Source organism: Maricaulis maris, assembly GCF_003634045.1.
GTDB classification, from domain to species: Bacteria; Pseudomonadota; Alphaproteobacteria; order Caulobacterales; family Maricaulaceae; genus Maricaulis; species Maricaulis maris.
This window is the reverse complement of record NZ_RBIM01000004.1, coordinates 192,536-206,124: the sequence shown is the minus strand read 5'-3', so window position 1 is coordinate 206,124 and position 13,589 is coordinate 192,536. Positions and strand designations below refer to the sequence as shown.

At 62.7% G+C, this 13,589-nt stretch carries 14 protein-coding genes; 8 read left to right on the top strand and 6 right to left on the bottom strand.

Features of this window, described 5'->3' with window-relative positions:
- The first annotated feature begins 57 nt into the window (after positions 1–57).
- Entirely contained in the window at positions 58–606 is a 549-nt protein-coding gene (locus C7435_RS09485) for a GNAT family N-acetyltransferase (RefSeq protein ID WP_158025589.1), read from the top strand.
- 9 nt (positions 607–615) lie between these two features.
- Here C7435_RS09485 and C7435_RS09480 read toward each other — a convergent pair whose 3' ends face one another.
- The 4 genes from C7435_RS09480 to C7435_RS09465 form a co-directional block, all read right to left on the bottom strand.
- Positions 616–915, bottom strand: coding sequence for a winged helix-turn-helix domain-containing protein (locus tag C7435_RS09480; protein WP_075190038.1), 300 nt, complete (start codon positions 913–915; stop codon positions 616–618).
- Positions 916–1,530 (bottom strand): hypothetical protein, encoded by a 615-nt coding sequence (locus tag C7435_RS09475; RefSeq protein ID WP_075190037.1) that lies wholly within the window; start codon positions 1,528–1,530, stop codon positions 916–918.
- Between the two features lie 134 nt (positions 1,531–1,664).
- Positions 1,665–2,600 carry a tyrosine recombinase XerC gene (locus C7435_RS09470; protein ID WP_121211121.1) on the bottom strand — a complete coding sequence of 312 codons (936 nt, stop codon included), beginning with the start codon at positions 2,598–2,600 and terminating at the stop codon, positions 1,665–1,667.
- A complete protein-coding gene (locus C7435_RS09465) occupies positions 2,582–3,268 on the bottom strand; it encodes a DUF484 family protein (RefSeq protein WP_075190035.1) in 687 nt (228 codons plus the stop codon). Before C7435_RS09465 ends, C7435_RS09470 begins: the two co-directional genes overlap by 19 nt.
- 140 nt (positions 3,269–3,408) lie before the next feature.
- Here C7435_RS09465 and C7435_RS09460 point away from each other — a divergent pair, with 140 nt between their 5' ends.
- From C7435_RS09460 to C7435_RS09430, 7 genes are all read left to right on the top strand, one after another.
- Positions 3,409–5,574 carry a primosomal protein N' gene (locus tag C7435_RS09460; protein WP_121211120.1) on the top strand — a complete coding sequence of 722 codons (2,166 nt, stop codon included), beginning with the start codon at positions 3,409–3,411 and terminating at the stop codon, positions 5,572–5,574.
- Positions 5,575–5,678: 104 nt separating this feature from the next.
- Positions 5,679–6,395: a TerC family protein gene (locus C7435_RS09455; RefSeq protein WP_075190033.1), complete on the top strand. Its 717-nt coding sequence runs from the start codon at positions 5,679–5,681 to the stop codon at positions 6,393–6,395.
- A 277-nt stretch (positions 6,396–6,672) separates the two neighbouring features.
- On the top strand, positions 6,673–7,212 hold the full coding sequence (locus C7435_RS09450) for a F0F1 ATP synthase subunit delta (protein WP_121211427.1): 540 nt from the start codon (positions 6,673–6,675) through the stop codon (positions 7,210–7,212).
- 4 nt (positions 7,213–7,216) lie between these two features.
- Complete coding sequence (gene atpA, locus C7435_RS09445) at positions 7,217–8,749, top strand: F0F1 ATP synthase subunit alpha (RefSeq protein ID WP_121211118.1); 1,533 nt, start codon at positions 7,217–7,219, stop codon at positions 8,747–8,749.
- Positions 8,750–8,782: 33 nt separating this feature from the next.
- Positions 8,783–9,670, top strand: a complete 888-nt coding sequence (locus C7435_RS09440; RefSeq protein WP_121211116.1) for a F0F1 ATP synthase subunit gamma — start codon at positions 8,783–8,785, stop codon at positions 9,668–9,670.
- A 17-nt stretch (positions 9,671–9,687) separates the two neighbouring features.
- Positions 9,688–11,127 (top strand): F0F1 ATP synthase subunit beta, encoded by a 1,440-nt coding sequence (atpD, locus tag C7435_RS09435; RefSeq protein WP_121211114.1) that lies wholly within the window; start codon positions 9,688–9,690, stop codon positions 11,125–11,127.
- Positions 11,128–11,159: 32 nt separating this feature from the next.
- The gene (locus tag C7435_RS09430) at positions 11,160–11,561 is read left to right on the top strand and encodes a F0F1 ATP synthase subunit epsilon (protein ID WP_075190029.1); all 402 of its coding nucleotides are present in this window, start codon (positions 11,160–11,162) and stop codon (positions 11,559–11,561) included.
- 62 nt (positions 11,562–11,623) lie between these two features.
- Here C7435_RS09430 and C7435_RS09425 read toward each other — a convergent pair whose 3' ends face one another.
- The gene (locus C7435_RS09425; RefSeq protein WP_121211113.1) at positions 11,624–12,127 is read right to left on the bottom strand and encodes an RNA pyrophosphohydrolase; all 504 of its coding nucleotides are present in this window, start codon (positions 12,125–12,127) and stop codon (positions 11,624–11,626) included.
- Complete coding sequence (locus C7435_RS09420) at positions 12,127–13,440, bottom strand: divergent polysaccharide deacetylase family protein (protein WP_121211111.1); 1,314 nt, start codon at positions 13,438–13,440, stop codon at positions 12,127–12,129. The genes C7435_RS09425 and C7435_RS09420 overlap by 1 nt, the downstream gene beginning before the upstream one ends.
- Between the last annotated feature and the right edge of the window lie 149 nt (positions 13,441–13,589).

The following is a 13,589-nucleotide window of genomic DNA, read 5'->3' as shown; positions in this document are numbered from 1 at the left end:
GTGGCTTGCGAATTGCCATAGTGGGTCTGTACACGTGGGGTCATGGGTTACACGCTGATGCCGAAGCCGATTGAAATCGCTTCGCCGCGCTTGCGGCTGGTTGCGCTGAATGCCGAGTTGGCGACCCTGCAGCTTGAGGACCGCATTGGTTTCTTCAGGGCGCTGGGTGTCGAACCAGAGCCGTCCTGGCCGCCAGAGCTGATGGACGGGGACACGTTGGAATGGACGCGAGACCGGCTTGTGGCCCGACCTGCGGACAGTGGTTGGTATTCGTGGGTCTATGTCTCGCCTGTCATGAACCGTTTGCTCGGAACCGGCGGCTTCAAGGGCACGCCTGACAAGCAGGGTGCGGTCGAGATCGGCTATTCGATGTTGTTGTCCTATCGCGAACAGGGCCTTGCCACGGAAGGTGTCGTGGCGCTGCTGGACTGGGCTTACACGCATGAGCGAGTGAAGTCGGTCGTGGCGCATACCCGCGATGATCGTGATGCCTCGCATCGCGTGCTGGAAAAGGCAGGCTTCGTTCAAGGAGCGACCCGGCGCGACAGCGACGAAGGGATCGATGTCATTGCCTGGCACCATACGCCCAGCCGCCGCGCGGCTTGAGGTCAATCGTCAGGGTTGGATCAGGTTGCGGAGCTGGTCGAGATAGGCCAGCCAGGCCGCGCGTCCTTCCGTTGTCAGGGCAGCGCGGGTTTGCGGTTTGCGGCCGACGAAACCCTTGCTGATCTGGATGTAGCCGGCCTCTTCAAGCTTGCGCAGGTGCACTGACAAATTGCCGTCAGACGCGTTGGTCCGGGTTTTGATTTCGCCGAACGTCGCGTCCCGCGTTGCCGACAGGAATGCCATGATCGCCAGCCGTAGCTTGCCATGGATGACGTCATCCAGAGAGTTGGCGTCGAAGTCGTCGGGCATTCACCCAGCCTCCGCCGCTGGTTCGCCGCGCAGTAGCACAAGGCCTGGAATGATGGCCAGAACAGCGATAGCGCCGGCTGCAAAGAGGTAGAGGTCTGAAGTGCCGACAAGGGACAGACCGGCACCACTTGCGAGCCACGCGATGATGGCCATGCCCTGCATCCAGCGGGCGCCGCCCAACTGAGCGCTTACGTGGAATGACAGGCCATATCCGGCGAAGGCCACAAGCGGGATTGTATCGAACAACACCATGTGTCCGCGGCCGACGGCCATAGCAATTACGGCGCCGATTGCGTAGGCCGCCACCATCCAGGTCACGCCGCGCCAGGCGGCGGCCTCGCCGCGATTATTGATGGCGCCGGCGCCGGGCTTGCTGCGCAGGCTGCGGCCGAGCAAGCTCGAACCGGCCATGCCAATCAATCCATAGGCCATCCAGACGAAGCCGACATAAGCCACCGGAATTTCGACAAGCCCGGTCAAGATGGTCCAGTGTGCGAGCAATGCTGGTGCCGCCAGACCACCCCACCAGACAAAGAAGCGGCCGCTCAGCGATGGGGCGTGCTGCCCGCTTGCCGCAACATCACGCAGGAACTCCAGATCCGATTGCTCACTCATGCCTATCTCCTGAGTACTTTAAAATTCAAAGTATATTCATTGGAGCGGTGAGGCAAGTGTCTTGGGTTAGCCAAGGCCATCAGAATGGCGCCAGCGGCACGCGTCGTGCCGCGGACTTTCGGCCACGGGGCGGGTCATCCTCGCCGCGCGCGCGGGTGGGTCCCGTCATAGACCGCCATCAGGCGTGCGCTTTCGACGTCCGCATAGATTTGCGTGGTTGAGAGGCTGGCATGACCGAGCAGCTCCTGTATCGCCCTCAGATCACCGCCATTGGCCAGGAGGTGGGTCGCGAACGCGTGCCGCAAAGCATGGGGCGTTGCCGTTTCGGCCAGCCCAAGGCGACCGCGCAATTCCTGCATCAGGGCCTGCACGGCGCGGGCACCGAGCGCACCGCCTCGACTGCCGCGAAACAAGGGCGCTTCCGGTTCATGCGCGAATGGGCACAGCCGGACATAGCGCTCGACGGCCTCCGCCACCGCGGGCAGGACGGGCACAATCCGTGTCTTCCCGCCCTTGCCGGAAATCCGCAGACTTTCGCCGAGCGGGTGGTCCCGGCCGGTGAGAGAGAGGGCTTCCGATATGCGCAGGCCGCATCCGTAAAGCAGGAGAAGGATGGCCGCGTCGCGCGCTGCGACCCAATCCTGCACCCCGCGTGTGCTGGTTTCCGAGACCAGATCGTGTGCGGCCTGTTCGCTGACCGGTTTCGGCGCTGCGCGGCCGAGTTTCGGACTCTCCACCAAGGACAGGGCGGGGTTATCGAGTGACCAGCGTCGCTTCGCGTAAGCGAAAAAGGTACGGATGGCTGACAGCGCCCGTGCCAGCGAGCGAGATGAGAGGCCGTCGCGGCGACGCGACGCCATATAGGCCCGAAAGTCGCGGGGGGAGAGCGTCGCCAGGTCAGACAAGCTCAGTGGCCCGCCCACATGACCGGCAAGGAACTCGCCAAAGGCATCAAGGTCGCGCCGATAGGCATCGAGTGTCCGTGGCGACAGGCGTCGTTCGCCGGCCAGGTGGCCCAGGAAGGCATTGAGTGCGGCCTGCCAGCTCGTGCTCAGTTCTGGTGAAGCCATTGCACGACCATTCGTTCGACCGCGCGGGCCAGGAAATTCAATAATTCGGTCCCTTGGCCAGCCTGGAAAAGATGCGCATCCCGCGCGGCCAGAGCCATCAGTCCGTCATGGCCACCGAAATCCAGCCGGACGATCGCCTGCGAACTCACGCGTGCTCCCTGCTGTCCATAGAGGGCGTGGGCGTTGGCTGGATTGACCGGGCCGAGCAGTTCAACGTGATCGCCCAGAACATCACCGACGAAGCCTTCGGCGGCGCCCAGGATCGATTCGGCGTCCTTGAGCGGCGCATGGCCTTCGATCAGCACGCGACATGCATCGATGCCGAGCGCGCCGGTCAGGCGGTTGGACATTTTGCTGTCCAGCCCGGCAAGCGAGTCGACCTCTAACAGGGCGAGAACGGCCATATGGATCTGGGACTGGGTCGCCAGATTCGCCCGGGCCGTTTCCACGATGGAGGCGTTGAGCGATTTCAGTTGCCGGACTTCCTCGCGAAGCTTGTCGCGCGCCGCAGCGCCGAGATCGATGGCGCCGTCACTCCGACCGGTTTCAATCACCAGAGAAAACAGCTCGGCGTCCTCGCGGACGAAATCCGGATTGGCGACAAGGAAATCACGGATCCGGTCGGCGTCAGCGGCTGCCGCATCGGTCTGGTTGTCGTGTTCGGACATCTCGATTGTCTCCCTCGCCTTGACAGCCCACTCTTGGCCTATTCGGTTTACGAGATGCAAACCGTCGGGACACAAGGGCACGGTGCTCGCTATACCCGGCGTCAGGCAGACCACACTTACGTTTCCGGGAGGCGTACTGCGTGACACAAGCGACACAGTATCGCGTTTCCATACTCTTCCCGCTGCCGCTGCCGGAGGCGTTCGATTATCTCGTCCCGGCCGACGTGGTCCTTCATCCCGGGGATCACGTATGCGCGCCACTGGGCAAACGAACGGCCCGAGGCGTGGTGTGGAAGGTGACGCCTGGCACGGGTGATCGCAAGCTCAAGGTGATCGATGCACCGGCCGGCGGCCCGCCCCTGCCGGAGGGCACGCGCCGCTTTGTCGACTGGCTGGCGCGTTACCTCGTTCAGTCCCCCGGTATAGTTCTGCGTTCGGTTCTCCGCTCCAGTGACGCGTTGAGACCATCGCCAACCGAGACCGTGTTCAGACGCGGTCCGGGCGAGCCTGGGCGAATGACTGAGGCGCGTGAGCGCGTGCTCGATGCGGTCGATGCCTTGGGGGAGGCCAGTGCTGCCGAGCTCGCTCGTGAGGCCGGTGTGACGGCCTCGGTGGTCAAGGGTTTGGCGAAATCAGGAGCGCTGACGGAGCTAATTCGCCTGGTCGACCTCCCCTTTCCGCCGCCTGATCCGGAGGGTGAGGGGCTGATGCTCACGCCCATGCAGGTCGAAGCGGCTGGCGTGCTTCGGCGCCTGGTCCGCGCAGGCGGCTTTCAGGCCGCTTTGCTGGACGGCGTCACGGGCTCTGGCAAGACTGAAGTCTATTTCGAGGCAATTGCTGAAATCCTGCGCCGGGAGCCGGAGGCGCAGGTGTTGATCATGTTGCCGGAGATCGCCTTGACCGAGGCGGTACTGTCCCGGTTCAGGGCCCGCTTCGGCGCCGAGCCAGCGCTGTGGCATTCGGGGGCCGGACCAAAGGCGCGCCGCAGGACCTGGCGCGAGGTTGCCGAGGGCCGGGCCCGCATTGTTGTCGGCGCGCGGTCGTCGCTGTTCCTGCCTTTTCCGACGCTGCGCATGATCATTGTCGATGAAGAGCATGATCCCACATACAAACAGGATGAGGGTCTGCCCTACCAGGGACGCGACATCGCCGTGGTTCGCGCCAAGCTGGAAGGCGCGATGGTCGTACTTGCGTCGGCCACTCCATCGCTGGAAAGCCTGTCAAATGCCCAGGCCGGCCGCTATGTTCATGTACGCCTTGCCGCGCGGCCCGGTACGGCGATTCTGCCCGAGATTGCGGCAATTGACCTGCGGGAAACGCCGGCCGAAACAGGCCGTTGGATGTCGCCACCCCTGATCCAGGCTGTCCGCGATACCCTTGAGCGCGGCGAACAGGTCCTGCTCTACCTAAACCGGCGCGGCTATGCCCCGCTGGTCCTGTGCCGGGCGTGCGGGCATCGCATGGTGTCGCCGGACACGCAGTCATATCTGGTCGAGCACCGCTATAGTGGCCGCCTCGTTTGCCATGTGACCGGGTTTTCCATGGCGAAGCCGAAGCATTGCCCAAGCTGCAATGCCGAGGACAGTCTCACTTCGATCGGCCCCGGGGTTGAGCGGGTCGCCGAAGAGGCAAAACTCACCTTTCCGGACGCGCGCGTCGAGATCTACTCGTCGGACAGCCGCTCCGGCGCAGAGATTGTCACGCGTATGGAGCAAGGCGAGATCGACATTCTCATCGGCACCCAGATTGCTGCCAAGGGGCATAATTTCCCGGGTTTGACATTGGTCGGTGTGATTGACGCCGATCTCGGATTGGCCGGCGGCGATCCGCGAGCGGGAGAGCGGACCTTCCAGACGCTGGTGCAGGTTGCCGGGCGGGCCGGGCGCGCAGAGCGACCGGGCCGGGCGCTCCTGCAAACCCATCAGCCCGAGCACGACGCGATCCAAGCCCTGATCGCCGGTGACCGTGACGCCTTCCTGGATATCGAATTCATGGTCCGGGAATCGCTGGGCCTGCCGCCTTTCGGGCGGCTTGCGGCGATCAGCTTCATGTCGATGAACACGGAGACACTGGACCGGGTTGCCAATGACTATGCCGCCAAGGCACCGAATTCTGAAGGCGTTGAGATCTGGGGGCCGGCCGAGCCGCCCCGTGCCATGATCCGGGGCTGGCACCGCCGCCGCATCCTGGTGCGGGCCGACAAGGAGATCGACATCTCCGCCTATCTCCGAGCGTGGTCGAAACGGGTCAAGACCCCGCTATCAGTGCGGGTTTCAATCGACGTCGAGCCGTACAGCTTCATTTGAAACGGCGTCGATGGGCGTGCCTCGGAAAAGACGACCTGCAAGACTGGACATTGCATCACGGGTCTCGGCATGCTGCCGGTGTTGCCGAAACCGGATGCCGATCCATGCTCGAACTGCTCGCCTCGCCTGAAATCTGGCTCTCGCTCGCCACGCTGACTTTCCTCGAGATCGTGCTGGGAATCGACAATGTGATTTTCGTGGCTCTGATGGCGTCGCGGCTCCGCGAGGAAGAGAGGGCAAAGGCGCGCGCCCTTGGACTGGGCATGGCGCTGGTCTTCCGGGTGGTCATGCTGTTCGGCCTCGTCTGGATAACCCGGCTGGAAAGTGAATTGTTCGCCGCCTTCGGTCACAGTTATTCTTGGCGCGACCTGATCCTCATCGCGGGCGGCCTGTTTCTTTTGGGCAAGGGGACCCTGGAAATTCATCACGCGGTCGAAGGTCCGCATCATGACGGCGCCAATCCTGCCACGGCCGCCTTCGCCTCTGTGGTCGCGCAGATCGTGGTGATCGATGTCGTCTTCTCCCTCGACTCGGTGATCACGGCGGTCGGCATGACGGACCATGTGCCGGTGATGATCGCGGCCGTGGTTATTGCCATGGCGGTCATGTTGCTCGCCGCGACGACTGTTGCCGGCTTCATTGAGCGACACCCGACCACGAAGATGCTGGCCTTGTCCTTTCTGTTGTTGATCGGCGTGGCGTTGGTGGCCGACGGCCTCGGCTTCCACATCCCGCGTGGCTACCTCTACTTCGCAATCGCCTTCTCCCTGTTGGTCGAGGTGCTCAACATCCTGGCCAGGAAGAACAGGAAGCCCCGCTAGGGTTCCAAAATTTGATTTTGCATGGCGCGCGGTGTCGGACGCCCGGTTTTGCAACTGTGTGGGAATCGCTCCGCACGCTGAAACACCCGGTGTGAGTGGCTTGCTGCCCGCTCCCCCCTGTGCTATCGCAGCGCCGAACCTGAGGGGCTAGCGGTTCGACCCGTGTGGCCTTGTTTTTTATGTCGTTGAACATCAAGCGCTTTTGCCGGTCCCGGCAAATTGATGAGTGCTGATCCAGCAAGAGAGTGACGTCACGGTGAAGACCGGTGCAGACGCCATGACAGCCAACGCCGCGGGCCGCTATGCGACCGCGTTGTTCGAGCTGGCGAAATCCGAGGGTGTTGCTGACGCTGTGGAGGCTGATCTGGCCGCCCTGCGCGTCATGCTCGACGAATCCGCAGAGCTGGCCGAGGTGCTTACCTCGCCCCTGCACTCGGCTGAGGTGAAGGCCGGCGTCCTCGCCGCCTTGGCCAAGAAGGCGAAGTTCAATGCGATGACAGCGAACGCCTTTGGTGTGACCGCCCGCAATGGTCGTGCCGGCGAGCTCCGCTCGGTCGCGCGTGTCTACGCCGCGTTGGCCGCCGCTGATCGTGGCGTTGTCACGGCGGACGTCCAAACCGCTGCAGCGCTGACCAAGAAACAGACCGAAGCCCTTGCGGCTTCGCTGAAAAGTGCCTTCGGGCGCGAAATCGAGGTTCGTACGGATGTACGGCCTGAATTGATGGGCGGGCTGATCGTGAAGGTCGGCTCCCGCATGTTCGACTCCTCCCTCCGCACCAAGCTGGATGGGATGAAGACCGCGATGAAAGAGGCCTAGGTCCATGGACATCCGTGCCGCAGAAATCTCTGCGATCCTCAAGGATCAAATCAAGAATTACGGCGCCGAAGCGAAAGTTTCGGACGTCGGTAGCGTTCTGTCCGTTGGTGACGGTATCGCTCGCGTCTATGGCCTCGATGAGGTGAAGGCCGGTGAGCTCGTTGAGTTCCCGGGCGGCATCAAGGGCATGGCCCTGAACCTCGAGCGCGACAATGTCGGCTGCGTGATCTTCGGCGATGACCGGGGCATCAAGGAAGGCGATACCGTCAAGCGTCTCGGCTCGATCGTGGACACCTCTGTCGGCAAGGGCCTGCTGGGTCGCGTCGTTGATGGTCTCGGCGAGCCGATCGATGGCAAGGGTCCGCTCAAAGACGTTGCCGAGCGCCGCCGCGTCGACGTCAAGGCGCCGGGCATCATCCCGCGCAAATCCGTGCACGAGCCGATGGCAACAGGCATCAAGGCGATCGACGCCATGATCCCGGTTGGCCGTGGCCAGCGCGAGCTGATCATTGGCGACCGCCAGACCGGTAAGACCGCCATCGCGATCGACACCATCCTGAACCAGAAACAGATCAATGAGGGTGATGACGAGAGCGCCAAGCTCTACTGCATCTACGTCGCCGTCGGTCAAAAGCGGTCCACCGTTGCCCAGATCGTGAAGACGCTCGAGGAAAATGGCGCGCTGGATTACACCATCATCGTCGCCGCGACGGCTTCGGACCCGGCGCCGATGCAGTTTCTGGCGCCGTTCACGGCCTGTGCCATGGCCGAGTATTTCCGTGACAACGGCATGCACTCACTGATCGTCTATGATGATCTGTCCAAGCAGGCTGTTGCCTATCGCCAGATGTCGCTTCTGCTGCGCCGCCCGCCGGGCCGCGAAGCCTATCCGGGTGACGTCTTCTATCTTCATTCCCGCCTGCTCGAGCGTGCCGCGAAGCTGAACGAAGCGAACGGTTCGGGTTCCATGACGGCCCTGCCGATCATTGAAACCCAGGCGAACGACGTGTCGGCCTATATCCCGACCAATGTGATCTCGATCACCGACGGCCAGATCTTCCTGGAAACCGACCTCTTCTACCAGGGCATCCGCCCGGCGGTGAACGTGGGTCTCTCGGTGTCGCGCGTTGGCTCTGCCGCCCAGACCAAGGCGATGAAGCAGGTTGCCGGCAAGATGAAGGGCGAACTGGCCCAGTACCGCGAAATGGCGGCCTTTGCCCAGTTCGGTTCCGACCTTGATGCGGCCACCCAGAAGCTTCTGAACCGTGGTCAGCGTCTGACCGAGCTTCTCAAGCAACCGCAATTCTCGCCGCTGTCGATGGAAGAGCAGGTTTGCGTGATCTATGCCGGTACGCGCGGCTATCTCGACAAGCTGCCGACCGCTGATGTCCAGCGCTACGAGGCAGATCTGTTGCGTCATCTGCACAGCGAGCATGCCGATCTTCTCTCGTCCATCCGGACTGAGAAAAAAGTGTCGGATGAAAGCGAAAGCAAGCTGAAGGCGGCCCTTGCCAAGTTCACGGAACATTTTGCGTGAACTTGACCGAGATCAACCGCTGAGGAGTGCCTGATGGCGAGCCTTAAGGACCTTAAAAACCGGATCGGAAGCGTCAAGTCGACGCAGAAGATCACCAAGGCGATGCAGATGGTCGCCGCAGCGAAACTGCGCCGTGCGCAGGAAGCTGCGGAAGCCGCGCGCCCCTATGCCCAGCGCATGGCGGCTGTGATGGCCAATCTGTCGACCGCCATGTCGGGGACGCCGGGCGCGTCGCCGCTTCTGGTCGGCACCGGCAAGTCGGACGCCTATCTGCTGGTTGTCATGACCGCGGATCGTGGACTTTGCGGCGGCTTCAACACGAATATCGTGAAGAAGGCCCGCGAGCGCGTTCTCGCGCTTCAGGCCGCCGGCAAGGACGTCAAGATCATTTGCGTGGGCAAGAAGGGCGCTGACCAGCTCAAGCGCAATTTCGCCTCACTGATCGTCGACAAGATGGACCTGTCCGGCGAGAAGAAGATCTCTGGCGCCACATCTGCCCGGATCGGCGACAAGATTCGCCACATGTTCGAGAATGGCGAGTTCGATGTTTGCGAACTCGTTTCGGCGGAGTTCGTCTCGGTCATTTCCCAGAAGCCGCGTGCCAAAGTCCTCATCCCGGCGATCGACGCCATTGATGAAGGCGTTGAGCGTCCGGATCTGGGCGGTGCCGTCTACGACGCTGAGCCGGATGAGGAAACCATCCTCAACGTGCTGCTGCCGCGTTATGCCGACACGGTCATCCTGTCTGCCCTGCTGGAAAATGTTGCCGGCGAAATGGGCGCCAAGATGGCTGCGATGGACAATGCCACGCGCAATGCCGGCGAACTCATCGACAAACTCAACCTTGTTTACAACCGCACCCGTCAGGCGCAGATCACCACGGAGTTGACTGAAATCATCTCCGGCGCCGAGGCCCTCTAGGCAGAGGAACACCCGCTATGAGCACATCCCAAGGCCGCATCGTCCAGATTACCGGCGCTGTCGTTGACGTTGAATTTGACGGCACCCTGCCGGACATTCTCAACGCGCTTGAAACCACCAATGATGACAAGACGCTGACGCTTGAGGTCGCCCAGCACCTCGGCGAGAACACCGTCCGCGCCATCGCCATGGACGCGACCGAAGGTCTGCAGCGCGGCACCGCCGTGACGGACACGGGTGGCCCGATCATGGTTCCGGTCGGCCCGGGCACGCTCGGCCGTATCATGAGCGTCACCGGTCAGCCGATCGATGAGGCGGGTGATGTCCCGCACACGATGAAAGCCCCGATTCACCGCCCGGCCCCGTCCTTTGACGAGCAGGCCACGGAAGCGGAAATCCTGCCGACCGGTATCAAGGTCGTCGACCTGCTCTGCCCATACGCCAAGGGCGGCAAGATCGGCTTGTTCGGCGGTGCCGGCGTTGGCAAGACGGTTCTCATCCAGGAGCTGATCAACAACATCGCCAAACTGTTCGGTGGTTACTCGGTCTTCGCCGGTGTCGGCGAGCGGACCCGTGAAGGTAACGACCTGTATTGGGAAATGATCGAGTCGGGCGTGAACAAGGACCCCAAGGAGCATGATGGCTCGACGGAAGGTTCGCGTTGCGCCCTGGTCTTCGGCCAGATGAACGAGCCTCCGGGCGCCCGTGCCCGCGTCGCCCTGTCCGGTCTCGCCCAAGCTGAATATTTCCGCGATGAAGAGGGCAAGGACGTTCTCTTCTTCGTCGACAACATCTTCCGCTTCACCCAGGCCGGTTCGGAACTCTCCGCGCTGCTGGGCCGCATCCCGTCTGCCGTGGGCTATCAGCCGACCCTGGCCACCGACATGGGTGCGCTGCAGGAGCGCATCACCTCGACCAACAAGGGTTCGATCACCTCTGTGCAGGCCGTTTACGTGCCGGCCGATGACATGACCGACCCGGCCCCCGCCACGACCTTTGCCCACCTTGATGCGACCACGGTTCTCAACCGGGCGATCTCGGAAAAGGGCATTTACCCGGCTGTTGACCCGCTCGACTCCACCTCGCGTATCCTCGAGCCGCGCATCGTCGGTGACGAGCACTATGGTACGGCCCGTCGCGTCCAGGAAATCCTCCAGCGCTACAAGGCCCTGCAGGACATCATCGCGATCCTGGGCATGGACGAGCTGTCGGAAGAAGACAAGCTGACAGTGGCTCGCGCCCGCAAGGTCGAGCGCTTCCTGTCGCAGCCGTTCGACGTCGCCGAAATCTTCACCGGCTTCCCGGGCATCCAGGTGCCGGTTGCTGACACCGTGAAGGGCTTCAAGGCGATCTGTGACGGTGAGTATGACCACCTTCCGGAAACGGCGTTCTACATGGTTGGTACCATTGAAGACGCTGTGAAGAAGGCCGAGAAACTGGCTGCGGAAGCTGCGTAACGCAGCTTCCGGCCTAGCCCGGAGGTAGCCTGATGGCTGACAAACTCCATTTTGATCTTGTCTCTCCGGAGCGCCGCCTGTTCGCCGGCAATGTCGACCAGGTTGTGGTGCCGGGTGAAGAGGGTGATTTCGGCGTGCTGCCGAACCACGCCCCCTTCATGTCGGTAATCCGTCCCGGCGCGATCACCGTGATTGATGGCGGCGTCGAGACACGCACCTTCATTCATGGCGGTTTTGCGGAAGTAACGCCGGCCGGTTTGACCATCCTGGCTGAAGAAGCGATTGCCGTCGCCGATATCGACACGGCCAAGCTGGCTCAGGATCTGTCCGACGCCCGTGAAGACGTGTCGGTGGCCAAGGACGAAGAGGCACGCGAACAGGCTGCCGCGCTGGTCGCCAAATTCGAAGCCATGCAAGCGGTTGTCGCTCACTGAAGCAGAGCTTCGACAGCACTGAATGACAAGGGTCGCATCCGGTAGGAGCGGCCCTTGTTCGTTCAGGGCGTCGCGAAATCTTCAAATCGCTTTGCGACTTCGACATAGACATCCCGCTTCCACGGAATGATCAGGTCCGGGATTTCGCTGAGCCGACCCCAGCGCCAGGCGTCGAACTCGACTTCGGCATGGACCTGCAGGTCGATGTCATTGTCGTTGCCATCAAAGCGGAAGGCGAACCAACGCTGCTTCTGGCCGAGATGGCGCTTTTTGTGAAAGCGGGGATCCTCGCGAACCTCCGGCGGGTAGTCATAGGCGAGCCAGTCTTTGATCTCGTCGAGATAAGAAACCAGGTCAGGAGATATCCCGGTTTCTTCCTGAAGTTCGCGCAAGGCGGCCGCCCTGGCGTCCTCGCCGGCATCAATGCCACCTTGTGGCAATTGCCAATTCCAAGGTCCCGGCGTGCTGTCACGTCGCCCCAGCCAGACAGCGCCATCGGAATTGAACAAGGCAATACCGACATTGGCGCGATGATGGGGGTAGGTGTCGGACGTCGCGCCGGACATCAGTGCCCGCTGGACGCGCGGGCCGCGTCATCCGGATTGCGGGCCCACCGATGGTCGGTAGACGCAGCGTCATCGTGCGGCGTTCCGGCTTCGGCCTCTGCCGCAAGGCGCGCCTCAAGCCGGCGCCGCGCCATTACAGCGGATGGTGGCGCAAGCTCATAGCCCCGCAGATCAAGGCTGACCGCCCAGTCGCGGATCTGGTCGACGGTTGCTGGATAGGCGAAGCCCGTACCCAGGGCCGAGCCGTTTTGGATCGCGAGGGCCTCCAATGCCAGAAGGCGTTCGTCGATCGCGTCGGGCGACAGGTCCTCGTCGAGAATCCGGTCTGCGACGGCGTATTCAATGTCGGTCGCATCAGCGGCGGCCTCAATCGTTGAGCGTCGGCCCGCCCCGTCATGCAGGAAGGCAACGCCTCGCGCTTCCAGAGTGCCGAAAACCTGCCGCATTGCGCCCTGTGACGCCGAGAAACGAGCGCCGAGATAGTTGGTAACGCCGTAGTATCCGGTTGCCCGGCTCATGACCCAGGCGAGGCGCCGTTCGTTTTCCTCAGCGGTGCCATCGGCGAGCAGGGTGTGCGGACCCGGATCATTGTTGGGATAGTCAAATGGCTCCATTGGCGCTTCGATCAAAACTTCATGGCCGGCGGCGCGGGCCCGATCGATCCAGCTTTGCAGGTCGCGCGTGTAGACGGCGAAGCTCAGGGCGACTTCAGGGGGAAGTTCGTTGATCGCCGCTTCCGTGACGGTCGAATTCAGTCCCATCCCTCCGATCACGACGGCAATTGTCGGTGCACCGGGATCGCCATGATAGGGGCGGGCATAGGCCCGTGACGGGCGGGTTCCGTTTGTCGCGATGATGGGAAGCGGGCCGCCGGGCCCTGGTTCGGTCAGGCCGGCTATCGGCGCCGGCGCGAGTGCATTGGGATTGGCAACCGTCGACGGCGTCGTCGCATGGCGCGACTCCGCGTCGGCAGGGTCCGAGCCGCTTGTATGGTTCGCAGTCGTGCCCGTTGCGGCTGCGTCGAAACCTTCTCCGACACCGGTCAAGGAAACCTCGTCTTCGCCTTCCGGGTCAAGAAAGCGAATGGGCGTGCCGGTTTCGGCGTGATCCGCGCGCAAATCATTGCTGGCCAATTCCGGTGCCGGCGCCGGTTCAACGCCGCGTACCGCCCGAGGGAGCGTGATTTCGCCGTCACCGAACAGCGCAACCCCGCCGATCATGAGGCTGAGCACGCCGGCGGCGGCGAGGCCCGCAAACAGCGGGGCCCGCAGCGTCAGGAGCGGTTGGGCGTGGCGAAGAATGGCAGTCGACATGGCGGTGGCACGGGGTTGTGTATTGTGTCAGGACAGGACCTTCCGGTCCTCTGCTTGTCCGCCAATCTGCCTGTGTTCGCTGTAAGAAACGGTTAACGGCGACAAGCTCGCGCCCGCCGCCGTCAACATGTTGTTCGGTGATATTGACC